This is a genomic window from Micromonospora sp. CA-111912, from assembly GCF_050948415.1.
GTDB lineage: Bacteria > Actinomycetota > Actinomycetes > Mycobacteriales > Micromonosporaceae > Micromonospora.
The window spans coordinates 4,635,235-4,651,929 of sequence record NZ_CP192007.1 but is presented as its reverse complement, the minus strand read 5'-3'; the positions used below and the strand labels follow the sequence as shown (position 1 = coordinate 4,651,929).

Annotated in this window: 14 protein-coding genes; 6 read left to right on the top strand and 8 right to left on the bottom strand. The window is 70.4% G+C overall.

What is annotated here, in order from left to right:
* Nucleotides 1–35: 35 nt before the first annotated feature.
* From ACQPZO_RS19325 to ACQPZO_RS19305, 5 genes are all read left to right on the top strand, one after another.
* The gene (locus ACQPZO_RS19325) at nucleotides 36–689 is read left to right on the top strand and encodes a (2Fe-2S) ferredoxin domain-containing protein (RefSeq protein ID WP_433342862.1); all 654 of its coding nucleotides are present in this window, start codon (nucleotides 36–38) and stop codon (nucleotides 687–689) included.
* A complete protein-coding gene (gene cobN / locus ACQPZO_RS19320; protein WP_433342860.1) occupies nucleotides 686–4,285 on the top strand; it encodes a cobaltochelatase subunit CobN in 3,600 nt (1,199 codons plus the stop codon). Before ACQPZO_RS19325 ends, cobN begins: the two co-directional genes overlap by 4 nt.
* Entirely contained in the window at nucleotides 4,282–5,040 is a 759-nt protein-coding gene (gene cobF / locus ACQPZO_RS19315) for a precorrin-6A synthase (deacetylating) (protein ID WP_433342858.1), read from the top strand. Before cobN ends, cobF begins: the two co-directional genes overlap by 4 nt.
* A 158-nt stretch (nucleotides 5,041–5,198) precedes the next feature.
* Nucleotides 5,199–5,717 (top strand): N-acetyltransferase family protein, encoded by a 519-nt coding sequence (locus ACQPZO_RS19310; protein ID WP_433342857.1) that lies wholly within the window; start codon nucleotides 5,199–5,201, stop codon nucleotides 5,715–5,717.
* 123 nt (nucleotides 5,718–5,840) lie between these two features.
* The gene (locus tag ACQPZO_RS19305; protein ID WP_433342855.1) at nucleotides 5,841–6,407 is read left to right on the top strand and encodes a sugar O-acetyltransferase; all 567 of its coding nucleotides are present in this window, start codon (nucleotides 5,841–5,843) and stop codon (nucleotides 6,405–6,407) included.
* A gap of 52 nt (nucleotides 6,408–6,459) precedes the next feature.
* Here the strand turns inward: ACQPZO_RS19305 and ACQPZO_RS19300 are convergent, their stop codons facing one another.
* From ACQPZO_RS19300 to ACQPZO_RS19290, 3 genes are all read right to left on the bottom strand, one after another.
* Nucleotides 6,460–6,699 (bottom strand): hypothetical protein, encoded by a 240-nt coding sequence (locus ACQPZO_RS19300; RefSeq protein ID WP_433342853.1) that lies wholly within the window; start codon nucleotides 6,697–6,699, stop codon nucleotides 6,460–6,462.
* A gap of 648 nt (nucleotides 6,700–7,347) precedes the next feature.
* Nucleotides 7,348–9,807: a non-reducing end alpha-L-arabinofuranosidase family hydrolase gene (locus ACQPZO_RS19295; RefSeq protein WP_433342851.1), complete on the bottom strand. Its 2,460-nt coding sequence runs from the start codon at nucleotides 9,805–9,807 to the stop codon at nucleotides 7,348–7,350.
* Between the two features lie 524 nt (nucleotides 9,808–10,331).
* Nucleotides 10,332–11,372: a YeiH family protein gene (locus tag ACQPZO_RS19290; RefSeq protein ID WP_433342850.1), complete on the bottom strand. Its 1,041-nt coding sequence runs from the start codon at nucleotides 11,370–11,372 to the stop codon at nucleotides 10,332–10,334.
* Between the two features lie 70 nt (nucleotides 11,373–11,442).
* On the opposite strand from ACQPZO_RS19290, the gene ACQPZO_RS19285 reads away from it, so the two are divergent.
* Nucleotides 11,443–12,378: a LysR family transcriptional regulator gene (locus ACQPZO_RS19285; RefSeq protein ID WP_433342849.1), complete on the top strand. Its 936-nt coding sequence runs from the start codon at nucleotides 11,443–11,445 to the stop codon at nucleotides 12,376–12,378.
* Between the two features lie 48 nt (nucleotides 12,379–12,426).
* On the opposite strand, the gene ACQPZO_RS19280 is transcribed toward ACQPZO_RS19285, so the two are convergent.
* From ACQPZO_RS19280 to narI, 5 genes are all read right to left on the bottom strand, one after another.
* Nucleotides 12,427–12,798, bottom strand: a complete 372-nt coding sequence (locus tag ACQPZO_RS19280) for an ArsR/SmtB family transcription factor (RefSeq protein ID WP_433351085.1) — start codon at nucleotides 12,796–12,798, stop codon at nucleotides 12,427–12,429.
* Between the two features lie 193 nt (nucleotides 12,799–12,991).
* Complete coding sequence (locus ACQPZO_RS19275; protein ID WP_433342848.1) at nucleotides 12,992–14,251, bottom strand: MFS transporter; 1,260 nt, start codon at nucleotides 14,249–14,251, stop codon at nucleotides 12,992–12,994.
* 166 nt (nucleotides 14,252–14,417) lie between these two features.
* Nucleotides 14,418–15,611, bottom strand: a complete 1,194-nt coding sequence (locus tag ACQPZO_RS19270) for a molybdopterin molybdotransferase MoeA (RefSeq protein ID WP_433342846.1) — start codon at nucleotides 15,609–15,611, stop codon at nucleotides 14,418–14,420.
* Nucleotides 15,608–15,865 (bottom strand): DUF6457 domain-containing protein, encoded by a 258-nt coding sequence (locus tag ACQPZO_RS19265; protein WP_433342845.1) that lies wholly within the window; start codon nucleotides 15,863–15,865, stop codon nucleotides 15,608–15,610. Before ACQPZO_RS19265 ends, ACQPZO_RS19270 begins: the two co-directional genes overlap by 4 nt.
* Before the next feature lie 28 nt (nucleotides 15,866–15,893).
* Nucleotides 15,894–16,655: a respiratory nitrate reductase subunit gamma gene (gene narI, locus ACQPZO_RS19260; protein WP_433342843.1), complete on the bottom strand. Its 762-nt coding sequence runs from the start codon at nucleotides 16,653–16,655 to the stop codon at nucleotides 15,894–15,896.
* Nucleotides 16,656–16,695: the final 40 nt, after the last annotated feature.

Genomic DNA, 16,695 nt, shown 5'->3' with positions numbered 1-16,695 from the left:
GGTTCCCCCCACCTGGCTCGTCTGCTCCTGACGTCGTGAGCGTCCTCGTCCACGTCGCGACCGCCCTGCCGGACGCCGCCCGACCGGCGGTGCTGCGCCAGGCGGCCGAGGCCGCCGGTGCCCGTCTGGCATTCCTGCAGGGCGGCGAGCCGACCCTCACCCACGTGCTCGACCTGGTGCACGCCGACGGCGTCCGAGAGGTTCGCCTCGAGCCGGTGAGCACCGACGACCTGACCTACGCCCGCTCGTGGGTGGGACGCGTCGCCGGCCACTGGCACCGCCAGCAGATCGACCCGCCGGTCATCCGGTTCGGAGAGCGGACCATCACCGGCCGCGAGGCGCCGTTGTCGTCACCGGCCTGGGACGCGCCCCCGCCGTACCGGCACCATCTGCTGCTGTGCCGCGGCCCGCGCTGCAGCGCCCGAGGTGCGGACGAGACCTACCGCGCGCTCGTCGGCGCGCTCGTCGAGCACCGGCTCACCGACTCCGACGTCCTCATGGCGCAGACCGGGTGCTTGTTCCCGTGCAATCACGGCCCCGTGGCCGTCGTTCACCCCGACGGCGCCTGGTACGGGCCGGTTCGACCCGGCGACGCGGCCCGGCTGGTCCGCGAGCACCTTTGCGCCGGCCGCCCGGTCGACGACCTGCGCCTCGGCTCCCGGACCATCTCCACCGAAGGAGAAGCATGACCCGCATCGCTCTCATGTCCACGTCGGACACCGACCTGTTGTCGGCGCGTGCCAGCGGCTCGGACTACACCTGGGCCAACCCTGTCCGGGTGACCGACGAGCGCCGCGACGCCCTGACCGCCGAGGCGGACCTGGTCGTGCTGCGCGTGCTCGGTTCGCCCGAGGACGTGCGGGACGTCGCCGCCCTTGTGCGCGACGCCGGACGTCCCCTGGTCGTGCTCGGCGGGGAGCGGACGCCGAACGCCGCACTCATGGAGCTGTCAACCGTGCCGATCGGCGTGTGCGCCGAGGCGCACCGCTACCTCGCCGAGGGCGGCGCGGAGAACCTGGGTCAGCTGCACGCCTTTCTCTCCGACACGGTGCTGCTGACCGGCGAGGGCTTCGAGCCGCCGGCCGTCCTGCCCGAGTGGGGCGTCGGCCGGCAGGCAGCCGGGAGCGGTGTGCCACGGATCGGCATCCTGTACTACCGGGCACACGAGGTGAGCGGCAACAACGCGTTTGCGCACGAGCTCGCCGACGCGATCGACGCGACCGGCAAGGCCGTCGGCGTGCCGATCTTCGTCTCCTCGCTGCGGGCGGCGCCCGACGAGCTGTTCACCGAGCTCGCCACGCTCGACGCGATCATCGTCACCGTGCTCGCCGCCGGCGGCTCCAAGCCCGCCACCGCCAGCGCCGGCGGCGACGACGAGTCCTGGAACGTCGAGCGGCTGCGCGCCTTGGACGTCCCCGTGCTGCAGGCGTTGGCGCTCACCTCCAGCAAGGCCGAGTGGGAGGCGTCCGATGACGGCGTCACCCCGCTCGACTCCGCGACCCAGATCGCCATCCCCGAGTTCGACGGCCGGCTCATCACCGTCCCGTTCTCGTTCAAGGAGGTCGACGCCGACGGTCTGCCGCGCTACCAGACCGACGCCGAGCGGTGCGACCGCGTCGCGGGCATCGCAGTGAACCACGCGCGGCTCCGACACGTTGCACCGGCCGAGCGCAGGGTGGCCCTTGTCCTGTCGGCCTACCCGACCAAGCACAGCCGCATCGGCAACGCCGTCGGCCTCGACACGCCCGTATCGGCGATCCGGCTGCTGCGCGCGATGCGCGACGCCGGCTACCACCTCGGTGCGCCCGGCGAGATTCCCGGGCTCGACCCGCTCCCGCCGGTCGAGGGGGAGGACCCCGACACGACGGCCGGCAACGCGCTCATCCACGCGCTGATCGAGGCCGGTGGCCAGGACGAGGAGTGGCTCACGCAGGCCCAGCTCAGTGAGTCGCACGTGCGTATCGGCCGCGACGACTACCTGCGCTGGACCGCCCACCTGCCGGACGAGCTTCGTGCCGCCATGGTCGAGACCTGGGGCGAGGCCCCCGGCTCACTGTTCGTCGACGACGCCGGCGACATCGTGCTGGCCACGCTGCGCGCGGGCAACGTCGTCATCCTCATCCAGCCGCCACGCGGTTTCGGCGAGAAGCCGGTCGCGATCTACCACGACCCCGACCTGCCGCCGTCGCACCACTACCTGGCGGCGTACCGCTGGCTCGAGCACGGCTTCGGTGCCCACGCGGTCGTGCATCTGGGCAAGCACGGCTCGATGGAGTGGCTGCCGGGCAAGAACGCCGCGCTCTCGGCCGGGTGTGCCACGGACGCGGCCATCGGCAGCATGCCGCTGATCTACCCGTTCCTCGTCAACGACCCCGGCGAGGGCGCCCAGGCCAAGCGCCGCGCGCACGCCACGATCGTCGACCACCTCGTGCCGCCGATGGCGCGTGCCGAGAGCTACGGCGACATCGCCGAGCTCGAGCAGCTGCTCGACGAGCACGCCAACGTCGCGGCCATGGATCCGGCGAAGCTGCCCGCGATCCGCCAGCAGATCTGGACGCTCATGCAGTCCGCGCAGATGCACCGCGACCTCGGGCTGGAGGAGCGACCCGACGACGAGGAGTTCGACGACTTCCTTCTGCACGTCGACGGCTGGCTGTGCGAGATCAAGGACGTCCAGATCCGCGACGGGCTGCACGTGCTGGGCCAGGCGCCGACGGGGGAGGCGCGGGTCAACCTCGTGCTCGCCGTGCTCCGCGCCACGCAGGTGTGGGGCGGCCAGAACCGCGCTCTGCCCGGCCTGCGCGCCGCCCTGGGGCTCGCGGAGGACGCCCCTCTCCCCGCGGTCGACGCCGTGGAGGGGCAGGCCCGTGCCCTGGTCGAGGCGATGGAGAAGGCCGGCTGGGCCGTCGACGCGATCGACACGCTGCACGACGACCCGGTCGTGCGCGACGTCCTGCGGTTCGCCGCCGAGCAGGTCGTCCCGCGCCTGGCCGCCACCACCGACGAACTGACCAACGTCCTGCACGCGCTCGCCGGCGGCTTCGTCGAGGCCGGGCCGTCCGGCTCCCCGCTGCGCGGACTGGTCAACGTCCTGCCGACCGGTCGCAACTTCTACACCGTCGACCCGCGTGCCGTCCCGTCGCGCCTCGCGTGGGAGACGGGACAGGCGATGGCCGAGTCGCTCGTCGCCCGGCACCTCGCCGAGACCGGCGAGCACCCGCGCTCGGTCGGCCTGTCCGTGTGGGGGACGTCCGCCATGCGCACGTCCGGTGACGACGTCGCCGAGGTGCTCGCGCTGCTGGGCGTGCGCCCGACCTGGGATCCGGCGTCGCGACGCGTCAACGGCCTGGAGGTGATCGACCTCGACGAGCTGGGCCGTCCGCGCATCGACGTGACCGTGCGCATCTCGGGCTTCTTCCGCGACGCCTTCCCGCACGTCATCGAAATCCTTGACGACGCCGTGCAGGTCGTCGCCGGGCTGGACGAGCCCGACGAGCTCAACTTCGTCCGCGCGCATACCCGCGAGGACCTCGCCGGGCACGGTGACCTGCGGCGGGCCACCACCCGGATCTTCGGCTCGAAGCCGGGCTCGTACGGTGCCGGCATCCTCCAGATCGTCGAGTCCGGCACGTGGCGCGACGACGCCGACCTGGCCGCGGTCTACACCGCGTGGGGCGGCTTCGCGTACGGCCGCGGGCTCGACGGTGTCGCGGCCACCGACGACATGCGCACCAGCTACAAGCGCATCGTCGTCGCGGCGAAGAACATCGACTCGCGCGAGCACGACATCGCCGACTCCGACGACTACTTCCAGTACCACGGCGGCATGATCGCCACGGTCCGTGCGCTGACCGGCACCGAGCCGAAGGCGTACGTCGGGGACTCGACCACGCCGGACGCCGTGCGCACCCGCACACTGCAGGAGGAGACCAACCGCGTCTTTCGCTCACGCGTCGTCAACCCGCGCTGGATCGCGGCGATGCAGCGCCACGGGTACAAGGGCGCGTTCGAGCTCGCCGCGACCGTGGACTACCTGTTCGGCTTCGACGCGACCGCCGGAGTCGTCCACGACTGGATGTACGAGTCTCTGGCCCGCGAGTACGTCCTCGACGAGACGAACCAGGAGTTCATGCGCCGCGCGAACCCCTGGGCGCTGCGCGGCATCGTGGAACGGCTGAACGAGGCTGCTGACCGCGGGCTGTGGTCCGAGCCGGACACCGAGATCATGGCGGAGATGGCGCGGGTCTACCTGGAGGTCGAGGGCGACCTGGAGGACGACGCGTGACACGGCGCCTCGCGCTCGTCGGGCTGGGCCCGGGCGACCCCGAGCTGGTGACGGCCCAGGCCGCCCGGGTGCTCAACGAGGTCGCCTACTTCCTCGTCGCCGACAAGACCGCGCAGCACCCGGGCACGGCCGACCTCATCGCGATGCGCGAGACGATCTGCGAGCGGCACGTCACCGGGCAGCGGCGGCTCGTGCACGTCCCCGACCCCGAGCGGGACCGTGCCGACCCTGCCGACTACGCCACCGCGGTGCGCGACTGGCACGAGGCGCGGGCGCAGGTCTACGAGCAGGCACTGCTGGACAACCCGGGAGACGCGGCGGTGCTCGTGTGGGGCGACCCGGCCCTGTACGACTCGGCGATCCGGCTGGCGGACCGCATCGTCGAGCGCGGACGCGTCGAGGTCGCGGTGGAGGTGGTGCCCGGTCTCAGCAGTGTCCAGCTGCTCGCGGCCCGCCACCGACTCGTGCTCAACGCGATCGGTGGCCCGATCACGATCACGACCGGCCGGCGCCTGCTGGAGGACGCGGCAGACGGCGACAACCTCGTCGTCATGCTCGACGGGGCGTTGACCTGCCGCCGGCTACCCGAGCCCTCGACCTGGCAGATCTGGTGGGGCGCGAACCTCGGCTCGTCCGACGAGCAGTTGGTCGCCGGCCGCCTGGACGAGGTCGCCGACGCGATCTGGTCACGACGAGCGGAGGCAAAGCAGGGTCGGGGCTGGGTGATGGACACCTACTTGTTGCGTCGACGCTGAGTTAAGCGGCCGTGATGCCCCAAATGCCTGCTCTCGGCGGCCGTGCCGATGGCATCTCGTGCCCGCTCGTGACCACTGGGCCCATGGTTACCGGCTCGCCGATGGCCCCAGCCGAAAACGCATTGCCCGGTCCCCCAGATCTGCGGCAGCCTTCAAGAGTGATCAAAACGCGCGTGCTTACCGAGGGCGATTGGCAGGTCTGGCGGGAACTGCGCCTCGCTGCGCTGACGGAGGCGCCGTACGCCTTCGGTTCACAGCTGGCGGATTGGCAGGGCGACGGCGACCGTGAGGAACGCTGGCGGCTTCGGCTGGCCATCCCCGACTCGTACAACGTGGTGGCGATGCTCGACGGGCAGCCCGTCGGGATGGCCAGTGGAGTGCCGACTGATCAGGACGGCGTCGTCGAGCTCATCTCCATGTACGTGGCGCCGGTGGGACGTGGCCGAGGCGTGGGCGACCACCTCCTGCATGCGGTCGAGCAGCGGGCTCGGCAGGTGGGCGCGGGGACGCTACGGCTGGCCGTGGTGAAGGGCAACGACAACGCCTGGGCGCTCTACCGGCGAAACGGCTTCCATGACCTGGGCGAGCTCGGCGACCTCATGCCCGACGGCATCCGTCGGGAACACATCATGATCAAGAGACTCGCTGCTCAACGCGGTCAGTCGCCCGCCACCTGATCTGCGACACCCGCAGGGATCGCGGCAGATCCGGGCATTCGATGAGAACACCACGATCACGAAGTGCGCTCCCTGCCGGTGGGTCGCCACCGGGTCCCTGACTCGCCGTGCCAGCATCGCCTGGTGCGCAACGAGCAACGCCTACGAACCCGGACGCCCGAGTCACGAGCCTTCGCGGAACGCGTCCAGCTCGTCATGAACCTGACCTCGCGACTCAACGGGCTGCCGTTCGGCGACCTCGACGCGCGCAGGACGGTGCTCACCGAGATTTTCGGTCAACCGATCCCCGACTGTCTGTCCATCCTGCCCCCGTTCTATTGCGACTACGGGCTTGGCGCATCGTTCGGCGAGCGCGTGTTCATCAATCAGGGGTGCTTCTTCCTCGACTACGGGGGCATCACCATCGGTGACCGCGTCCTGATCGGTCCCCGAGTGACTCTGAGCACGGCTGGACATCCCGTCGAGCTCGATGAACGGTACGACTTCATCACGCACGCGCCCATCGTCATCGAGGATGACGTGTGGATCGGCGCCGCAGCCACGGTCAGCCCCGGAGTCACAATCGGTCACGGCTCGGTCGTCGGCGCAGGTGCCGTCGTCGCGAAGGACGTGCCGCCGCTGAGCGTGGTGACGGCAACAAGCGTTGTCGAGCGGAAGCGTCTGAAGCCGGCATCTACTGCGGCCGACTGAGAGGGGCCGAGGGCGGCAGGGCCGGCCCGGTCCGGACCGGCCCCGCCGGGAATCACTCGGGGATGACGAACTGGGCGGTGCTGGTGGTGTCGTAGTTGACGCCGTTCTTCTCGGCGTGGTGGGTGCAGTCGACCTTGACGGTCCGGGACTGGACGGGGACGCCGGTGACCGGGACAGTCGGAGACCAGAAGCTCACGTCGACGAGCGCGCCGTTGTTCTCGGAGTCGTAGTCGTTGCTGGAGTAGCTGAGGACGGTGGCGGAGCAGCGGACGTTGATGTAGTTGGCGTCCACCCGGTTGTTGCTCCAGGTGGCGAGCCGGGAGTATCCGCGGACCTTGATTCCGCCGCGGCGCAGCGGCCAGGATCCTTCGTGGCCGGTGTCTTCCAGTTGGATGACGCCTTGCAGGTTGTACGCAGGCGAAGGCGGAGGCGTAACGGGGCCGCCACCGCCACCGCCATCGCCACCCCCACCGTCGCAATCGATGGGACACTCGGGTTCCCAGGCGTGCGCTGGCATGGCCACCGCGCCGGTGCCCGCAAGGCAGGCCAGTAGGGCGATTCCGACGGTTGCAGTGCGTCTGAGCACGTCATCTCCGGTCAGCAGGAATTCAGGATGATCACCTAGGGCGCTCGATCGAGCGCGTAGAGTATCTACCCGGCTTTCGCTGACGCAATATCGACCATGCGGCGCGCAGTCGCCGCCGTCCGGCGCGTCCGTCCACCCGGGATCCTTTTCTGGCGCACCCGGACAGCGGAGGACTTCGAGGTTGGAGCCCCTTCGGCAGCGGCTGAAGTCCGTAGGCGGGCTCGGCCTTGGGCCGAGCCCGCCGCTTCGGATTCACCTGATCCTGATCGTGGGTCGTGACTACGTTCGCCCGATTCGACGCATGTCGTTGCTCGTGATCGTCAGGAACATCCGTGCCGGACCTGCGTCACGTCATCAGCGCTGTAGCGTCAGCAGACCTGGCCGATAGGGGAGGAGGCCGTAGTCCCCGCCGGAGCTGGGGGAACGTCCCTGGTAGAGGAACTGCAGCTTGCAGGCGTCAATGGTCATGGTTTGGTCTGCGTTGCTGCGAATCAGTTCGCCGTGGCTGATGTCGTTGGTCCAGGTCGCGCCACTGTTGGCCTTGCCGGCGAAGGGGTTGCTCTCGGTTGCGGCCTGCGGGGTCCACGAACCGCCCAGACTGGTGGCCGTGAACGAGCGGAAGTAGCGACCCTGCGAGCCGATCGCCTCGACGATCATGAGGTACTGGTTCTGGCCCTGGACCTTGTAGACCTGGACCGCTTCGAACAGGTTGTTCGTCGTGTCGCTCATGACCACTGTCGACGTCGTGCCGAAGCTGCCGGGGAAATTGCCGATGGGCATGCTGGCCCGGTAGATCTTGCCATTGTCCCCGGCGAAGAACAGATACATGTTGACGCCGTCACCGATGATCGCCTGGTCGATTGGTCCCGTACCGGAGCCGGAGATGCTTCCAGAGAACAGCGTCTGCGGCGAGGACCACCCGTTCGGGTTGGTGGGGTCGCTCGACGTCCGGTAGGAGAAAGCGGACCCACCCCACTGGTACGCGAGCACCCAGATGTTCCTCGGGGCGAAGTAGAAGAGCGTAGGCGCAACAGTGCCAGAAGACATCGCGTTCTGGCTGGCCGTGGCCATGTCGGACCAGTTGGTGAAGAGGCCGAAGTTCATCGAGCCCCACGACGTTCCCGTGTCGTGTGTCGTCGCATAGACGAGTTGCCTGCCGTTGTAGGGCGCGACGGTGAAGTCCTTCAGCGAGACCCAACCCGACCGCGGGTTCGCCAGCGAGCCCGTCGACGTCCAACGGTACGTCGACGGAAGAGTGCAGGTGCCGGTAGGAGTCGGCGTCGGCGTTGGCGTGGTGGGAGGTGCGCCGACCCGGACCAACTGCCACTGCTGGTTCGTGCCGTTCCAGTCGGTGTACTGCACGACGGGGGCACTGTCAGCGGTGGACGAGTTCTGCACCTCCACCGCCTTGCCGCTGCCCTGGTTGATCAGCCGGACGTAGCCGCCCGTGTCGACCAGCCGGAACCGCTGGTTCGTTCCGTCGTGGTCACCGTACTGCACGATCGCGGCACCGTCTGCGGTCGAGTAGTTGGACACGTCCAGCACCTTGCCCGAGTGCCGCGCCCGGATCCGGTAATAGCCGCCACCGGAGTCGACGAACTGCCACTGCTGGTTCTGCCCGCCCGAGCGGGCGTACTGCTGAACGCAGGCATTGTCCGCCGTGGACGCGCCACACACGTCCAGTGCCTTGCCACTGTTCCGGTTCAGCAGTTCGTACCACGCGCTCGGGTCGATGGGTCCCGGCGGCGGTGTGGCCGTGGCCGAGGGGGTGGGGGAAGGAGTCGCGCTGTTCAACGCGTCAAGGGTGGAGGTGTAGGCGGCCTTCTTGTTGCCGCTGCAGTCGAAGAGCAGTGGGGTGCCGCTGGAGCGCCACGAGTCGCAGTCCCGTACACCCCACGCCGTGACACCGTTGCAGCGGGCCACCGCCAGGCAGTCGTTGATCACGTTGCGAAAGGCGGTGGCTTGCGCGCTGCCGGAACCTTCGATGTCCAACTCGGTGATCTGCACGTCCACGCCGAGGGCCGCGAAGCTGGACAGGGTGGTGCGGTAGTTGCTCGGGTACGGCGAGTTGGCGTTGAAGTGCGACTGGAACCCGACGCAGTCGATCGGCACGCCACGCTGCTTGAAATCGCGCACCATGTTGTAGACGGCCTGCGTCTTCGCCTGGGTCCAATCGTCGGTGTTGTAGTCGTTGTAGCAGAGCTTCGCGCCCGGGTCGGCGGCGTCTGCGGCCCGGAACGCGGCCTCGATCCAGTCATTGCCGGTACGTTGCAGGTTGGAGTCACGCCGCGCGCCACTGCTGCCGTCGGCATACGCCTCGTTCACCACATCCCAGGCCACGACCTTGCCCCGGTAGTAGGTGGCCACCCGGGTGACATGGTTCAGCATCGCCTGGCGTAGGGCACTGCCGCTCATGTTCTGCATCCAGCTCGGCTGCTGCGAGTGCCAGGCCAGGGTGTGGCCGCGTACCTGCCAGCCCCGGCTGAGGGCGTGGTTGACGATCCGGTCGGCGTTGGTGAAGGTGAAGTTGTTCTGCTGCGGCTCGGTCGCGTCGATCTTCATCTCGTTCTCGGGAGTGACGCTGTTGAACTCCCGGTTCAAGATCGTTGTGTACGCGCCGTCGCTGAGCTTGCCCGCGGCGACGGCGGCACCGAAGTACCGACCCGACTGGGCCGCAGCCGCGCCCAGGGTGGTCTCGGCGGCCTGGGCGAGATTGGGAAGCAGGGACACGACGAGAGCCGCGACGACCGCGGCGATTGCGGAGACCGAGAGTGTTCGAAGCCGACGCCTGATGGGACGGGTCTGGGAGACCATACTGATCCTCCAACGGTTGGGTGGGGTGGCTTTCTAGAGCGATTCGGACAATCTCGCCTCTATGCCGGCGTCGGCCTGGGCGCTTTTCGCCCAACGGCCACCCCGGCGACATGACCCAGGCCGGGCGTGCCTACCGGGATGCGGTTCGCCCTGGGCTGGGTGACCAGCGAGCACAGCTCGCGGTGAGGGTCCAGCCGCCCGGCCGGCAGGGGTGGTGGCGACGGGCGTCAGGCTCTCCCCGCGTAGTCGACGCGAGTACCTCCCGAGTTCTGTGGGTTGGCTGTTGCGGACATGGACCGCCTCGCCCGGGCTGTTGGTCGGGAGTCGAGGCGGTACCGCGACTGACCTGGTTGTTTCGTGGTGGGTCCTGGGCCGATCAGCTTGTGTTAGCGTTCACACTCATCGACGGTTATAGGTTTCCAGAAAGTTGCGAGATTCTCAAGCGATACTTTCGAGAGGATCGCCAGATCGCCCACGCATCCGCCGCCCCTCGCGCTGCGCATCCGACAACCGCTGCGCCACGGTCAGCCCACCAGGGCCAGGCCGGCCAGTGAGGTGGCCACCAGGACGGCGGTACCGATGGCACCGGCACCCACCGCAGAGCGGCCACTACGGGCGACGGCCCGCAGGTTGACGGCGGCACCGAGCGCGAACATGGCTGTGGCCAGCAGAAGTGTGCTCGCCGTGGAGGCGGCGGTGAGCACTCCGCCGGGCAGCCAACCGGTGGTACGCAGCGCCACCATCGCGAGAAATCCGGCCACGAACCACGGAAGGACTGGCGGAAGCTCAGCGCCGTCGCCCTTCCGCGCCGCCGAACGGCGACCGATCGCGACCGCCGCGACGAGCGGCGCGAGGAGTGCTACCCGGAACAGCTTCACCACCACCGCGGTGGACAACGCGGCCGCGCCAACCGCTCCTCCGATGGCCACCACCTGACCGACCTCGTGCACGCTCGCCCCGATCCACATGCCGAACATGGCCTCGTCGAGCCCGAGCAGTAGACCCAACACGGGGAGGAACGCCAGCGACAGTGTGCCGAGCACGGTGACCACGGCGACCGCTGTGACGGCGTCGTCGTCCTCTCCGTCGGCAACCTGGTTCATCGCGGCCACCGCCGACGCCCCGCAGATGGCCACCCCCGTCGCAACGAGCAGTGAGCGGGCCGGGGTCAGGCCGAGCCGCCGCCCGACCCAGCGGGTGACGACGAACGTGGTGGCGACGCTCACGAGCACCACGACGATTGGCCCGACCCCGAGCCGGTAGATGTCGGAGACGACCAGTTGCAGGCCGAGCAGCACAATTCCGGTACGCAGCAGCGTCGACGAGGCGAGCCGCAGGGCGTCCCGGAGTCGCGGACGGTATCCGCCCAGCGCACTCAGCAACAGGCCGAGCGTGATCGCCACCACCAGCGGGCTGGCCGCTCCGATCTGACGGTTCACGGCGTACCCGATGGCGGCGGCCGCGCCGGCGACGAGCAGGCCCGGCAGTACGGCGGCGAGCCGGTCAGAGCTCCGCCGCGCCCGGGTACGGTCGTCGCCCGCTCTGGTCGGATTCTTGATCGCCATGGAGACAGCCTGAAGCCAGCGCATCGTGACCAGTAGTCCTCGGGCGCGGTGCACGTCATAGCCTGTGGCTATGAGCCAACTTCCTGATCTGCTGTCGCTCCGCCTCCTGGCCTCGGTGGCAGAGCTGGGCAGCGTCGGCCAGGCCGCCCGCGCGATCGGGATGGCCCAACCGTCGGCCACCAAGCGGCTCGCCGCACTGGAGCGCCAGGCCCGGCTTCCGTTGCTCACCCGGACGCCGCGCGGGTCGGTGCTGACCGACGACGGCAAGGTCGTGGTGACCTGGTCGCTACGGCTGCTGGCGGCCGCCGACGAGTTCCAGAGCAGCCTCACGGCGATGCGGCAGGCGCGGGCGGCCCAGCTCCGCATCGCTGCCAGCATGACTGTCGCCGAGGCGTTGCTTCCCCGTTGGCTGCACTGCCTCGGTCAGCGGGAGCCCGACGTGCGGGTCGGTCTGACCGTCGTCAACTCCGCCGAGGTCGCCCGGATGCTGGTGTCCGATGAGAGCGTCGACATCGGGTTCGTCGAAGGCCCGACGGTGCCGGACGGGCTGGACCACCGCATCGTCGGGCATGACCACCTTGTCGTCGTGGTGGCGCCACAGCATCTGTGGGCTCGGCTCAACCGCCCACTGCGGCCAACTGAGCTTGCGCGCACGCGGCTGGTGGTCCGGGAGGCGGGTTCCGGCACCCGCGAGACACTGGAGTTGGCCCTGCGCGACCTGGACCCGCTGCCGCCCCACCTCGCCCTCGGATCCAACGCCGCCGTCAAGGGAGCCGCCATGACCGGCACCGCGCCCGCAGTGCTCAGCAGGTACGCCGTCGAGACGGAGTTGGCCTCCGGCCAACTGGTGACCGTGCCGGTGGACGACCTGCCGCTGAGCCGGACGTTGCGGGCGGTCTGGCCGTCCGGCAGGCGCCTCACCGGATCCGCGACGGCCCTGTTACAGGCGATCGACGCGTCGCTCGTGGCCCCGTCGCCGGACAGACCCAGGCGACCCGGCGGTTGAGCGTCCAGGGGCCGGGCCGGCTTCTCGCGCGCAGGTGTGATCCCCCGCTCAGCGGGCCTTCTTCGTCGCCCGCTTGCGCGGCGGCGTCAACAGGTCGGCGATCGCCGCGATCGCGGACGGCACGAGGCGGTAGTACGCCCAGACGCCGCGCTTCTCGCGTTCGAGCAGGCCGGCCTCGGTGAGGATCCGAAGGTGGTGACTCACGGTCGGCTGGGAGAGACCAAGCGGCGCGGTGAGGTCACTCACGGACGCCTCGCCCTCCGGAGCGGATTGGATCAGACTGAGCAGTCGCAACCGGGCGGGGTCGGCGAATGCCTTCAGCACTCCCGCGAGCCGCTGGGCATCGGCACGCTTCATCGGCTCGCCAGCAAGCGGCGAGATGGCAGGCGTAACAGCTTTCGCAGTTCCCACGTCTTCTATCGTTCCACCCAAACCATCGATAGTCCGGTGAAACCGGAACCAGGTCACCGTCAGTTTGGTCCGTCGCCCGGTCGACCCCGACGGCCGGCGGTTCCAGGGGCGGAGCTGGCGCGGCCGCGAGGCGTGCTCGGCCTCGCGGCCGCGTCAGTCTCCGGAAGACACGGGCGGGCGCCACAGCGTCTTTGGCCAACGGTCAGGTGGCGCGCCTGGCGAGGCCGCCCATCTTCACCGCGGTGAATACCGCGGCGGCCAGCGCGACATCGGAGAGCAGCATCAGGCCGATGGCGTACGAGCCCTGCGACCCGTACACCCAGCCCATCACCAGCGGTGGGACGAAGCCGCCGAGGCCGCCGGCGGCACCGACCAGGCCGGTGACCGCACCAACCTGGTCGGCGGGGGCGACCTTGCCGACGAGGGCGAACACCGCGCCGCTGGCCGCGCCCAGCAGCACTGCCATCCCGAGCAGTGCGACGGTCGCCACGGGCATCAGGGCAGGCTTGAAGGCCTGCACCACCGCGAAGGCGGCCACCCCGCCGAAGCACCACACCAGCACCGGCACCGGGTGCAGCCGGTCGGAGAGCCAGCCGCCCACCGGGCGGGCGAGGACGGCGAGGACCACGAACCCGGCGGTGCGCAACGCGCCGTCCCCGGCGCTGAGGCCGTACGCGGTGCGCAGGTAGGCGGGAAGGTACACGCTGAAGGCCACGAACCCGCCGAACCCGACGGCGTACAGGAAGCACAGTTGCCAGGTGACGGTCAGCCGGCCGACCGTGGAGAGTCGCTGCCAGGCCGACCCTGCGGGTCGGGCCCGGTCGGGGGCCTCGCGCAGCAGCAGGAACGACAGGACCGCGTACCCGGCCAGGATCGCGGCGACGAGCAGGAACGGTGTCCGTGCCCCGTAGGCGTCGGCGAGCCGGACGGTGGTGAAGTTCGCGATCGCGGTGCCACCCATGCCGATGCCGAACACGCCGATGGCGAAGCCGCGCCGCCGGGGCGGGTACCAGCCGGAGACCAGGGGCACGCCGACGGCGAAGGCAGTGCCGCCGATGCCGAGGAAGAACCCGGTCACGATCAGCGCAGGGTAGGAGGAGACCACGCTCAGGGTCAGCACGGGCCCGATCGTCGCCACCGTGACCAGCGGGAACACCACCCGCGCTCCGTACCGGTCGGTGAGGGCGCCGACGGGGATGCGGCCCAGCGACCCGACCACCACCGGTACGGCCACCAGCAGGGACTGCGCGGCGAAGCTGAGGTCGAGTCGCTCCTTGATGCCCGGGCCGAGTGGACCCAGCAGCGCCCACGCCCAGAAGTTGACCAGGAAGCCGAGAGTCGCCAGGGCGAGCTGGAAGGTGGCCCCGGATCTGTCGGGCGCCGACGTGCTCCGGGCGCTGCCGGGGGCGTCCCCTGGTGGAGGGGTGGTGTCCACGGCCTGGCTGTCACGGGCGATGGTCATCGCTGCTCTCCGTCGGATCGTGGTGCCGAGGCCGGGTCGGCCTGAGGGAGTTGCGGATTCGGCTCTACCGATACGAGCCTCGACCCGCCGATCTGGCCCGGACAGGGCCGGAAGTCCCACATCGGCAGGAGGCCGGCCGGCCAGGTGCTGCCGGCCCGGGCGGGGGTCATGGCAGGGTGAGCAGGCCCACGCCGTCGCCGGGCTGCCACCCGGGGAGCACGACGGCGAAGGCGTCGGCGGTTGCGGCGGCGCCCAGGTAGCCGGGATGGGCGCCCTCGACGAGCCGCAGCTGTCCGTCCCGACGTCGTACGGGCACGATGCGGGTGTTCAGGTCGTCCGGACGCAGTGGACCGGCCAGCACCGCCGCGTCGAGCTCGGCCAGGGACCGACCGGCGAGAGCCGCGAGCATGGGGTCGACCAGGGTGAGCGCGGCGACCAGCGCGGCGTAGGGGTTGCCCGGCAGCCCGACGATCCATCTCGGCCCGACCTGCGCCAGGACCTGAGGGTGTCCCGGGCGGCACGCCACGTCGTCGACGTGCACCACGGCGCGGAGGCGTCGCAACGAGGAGTGCAGTCCGTCCGCAGGACCCACCGACGACGCCCCGCAGACGATCGTCACGTCGGCGTCGGCAGTGCTGTCCGCGATCGCCTCGGCGAACCAGTCGGGGTCATCGCCGACCATCCGGGAGTCCAGCAGGACCGCTCCCCACGCCGGCAGGAGCGGGCCGAGCATCGGTCCGATGGCGTCCCGGACCCTGCCCCACCGGGGCAGACCGGTGTGGACCAACTCGTCGCCGCTGACCACCAGCCGCACCCGGGGCCGGGCGTGGACAGTGAGCGCGTCGAGTCCCACGCTGGCGGCCAGCCCCACCGTCGTCGGGGTGACCCGCGAGCCGGCCGGTGCGAGTTCCTGTCCGGGCTGGGCGTACTCACCGGCGCGGCGGATGTGCCGGCGGTCGCCCGGGGTCGCGCGCACCACGTCCCCGGTCCGGTCGGCGGCCTCGTAGGGCACGACGCGGTCCGCGCCGTCCGGCACCGGAGCGCCGGTGGCGACCTCGACGGCGGTGTGCGCGACCAGGGACGCGACGGCGTGGGTACGCCCAGCGAGAACCCGGTCGACGACCCGCCACGGGCCGTCACCGCGGACCGCGTACCCGTCCATGGCGGAGTTGTCGAAGCCGGGCAGCGGAACCGCCGCACGTAGCGGAGCCGCCAGGGTTCGTCCGGTCGCGGCCGCGAGCGGGACCGACTCCTCCGGCAGAGCAGCCGGCAGCGTGTGCGCCAACATTCGGGCCGCCGCCCACTGCGCGGCCGGTCGCGCGGGATGGTCGTGGCGAGGGCGGCCAGGTGCGATCGTCACGGCGCCTCCCCGGCCGGCGCGTCCCGCGGAACCAGCGCGGCGACCGCGAGGCGGGCGGCGGTGGGGTCGGCGCCGCGGCCGACGGCCATCCCGATGAGGTACGCGGCCAGCGGCGCCGCCGGCCGGTGCACCCCGTGTGCCACCTCTCGGACGACGTTCAACACGGCGCGGGTGTCTTCGGCCGACGGCGCGTCGAGTTCGAGTGCCGCCGCGGCCCGAGCGAGCCACTCGTCCAGCCGGAGATCCGGGGTCATCGGTTCTTCTCCCTCGTCAGTGTCGTGTTCACCGCCGCGAGCGGGTCCGACCGTCGCGGGGGGTGGGCGGCCGCGGCGGGCCCTCCCAGCCGGGCCGGGTCGGCCGCAGCCCGGGCCGGTCGTCCCGGCTGCGGTACACCACGTACGGGCGGGTGGCGTAGCCGACCGGCGCGCTGAAGGCGTGGACGAGCCGGGTGAACGGCCAGAACGCGAAGAGGGCGAAGGCCGCCAGGATGTGGATCTGGAAGCCCACCGGGACGTCGGCCATGATCTCCGGGTCGGGGCTGAGGTAGAACAGCGACCGGAACCACGGGGAGACCGTCTCCCGGTAGTCGTAGCCGCCCCCGGCCACGTTGGCCCGCACGGTGGCCAGCAGCCCCAGCACGATCACCCCGGCGAGCACCACGTACATGGCCTTGTCGTTGCGGGTGGTGGCGGCGAAGACCGGCCCGGTCCGCCGACGCCGGATGATCAGGATGCTCAGCCCGATCAGGGTGCACAGGCCCGCCACGGTGCCGATGAACACGGCCATCAGGTGGTACGCGTGCTCCGTGATGCCCACCGCCTCGGTCCACGCCTTCGGCACCAGCAGACCGCCGATGTGACCGACCAGCACCATCAGCACCCCGAAGTGGAACAGCGGGCTGCCCCACCGCAGGATGGCGCTCTCGTAGAGCTGGGACGAGCGGGTGGTCCAGCCGAACTTGTCGTACCGGTGGCGCCAGATCAGGCCCCCGACCAGGACCGCCAGGGCCAGGTACGGGTACACCGCCCACAGCAGCATGTTCATCGGTGCCACCCTTCGTTTGCGCCTGCCGTGCTCCGCCGCG

Coding starts and splice junctions, on each gene's coding strand:
- cobN (WP_433342860.1), top strand. CDS start 686: ATGACCCGCATCGCTCTCATGTCCACGTCGGACACCGACCTGTTGTCG.
- ACQPZO_RS19295 (WP_433342851.1), bottom strand. CDS start 9,807: ATGGTCTCCCAGACCCGTCCCATCAGGCGTCGGCTTCGAACACTCTCG.
- ACQPZO_RS19290 (WP_433342850.1), bottom strand. CDS start 11,372: ATGGCGATCAAGAATCCGACCAGAGCGGGCGACGACCGTACCCGGGCG.
- ACQPZO_RS19285 (WP_433342849.1), top strand. CDS start 11,443: ATGAGCCAACTTCCTGATCTGCTGTCGCTCCGCCTCCTGGCCTCGGTG.
- ACQPZO_RS19275 (WP_433342848.1), bottom strand. CDS start 14,251: ATGACCATCGCCCGTGACAGCCAGGCCGTGGACACCACCCCTCCACCA.
- ACQPZO_RS19265 (WP_433342845.1), bottom strand. CDS start 15,865: ATGACCCCGGATCTCCGGCTGGACGAGTGGCTCGCTCGGGCCGCGGCG.
- narI (WP_433342843.1), bottom strand. CDS start 16,655: ATGAACATGCTGCTGTGGGCGGTGTACCCGTACCTGGCCCTGGCGGTC.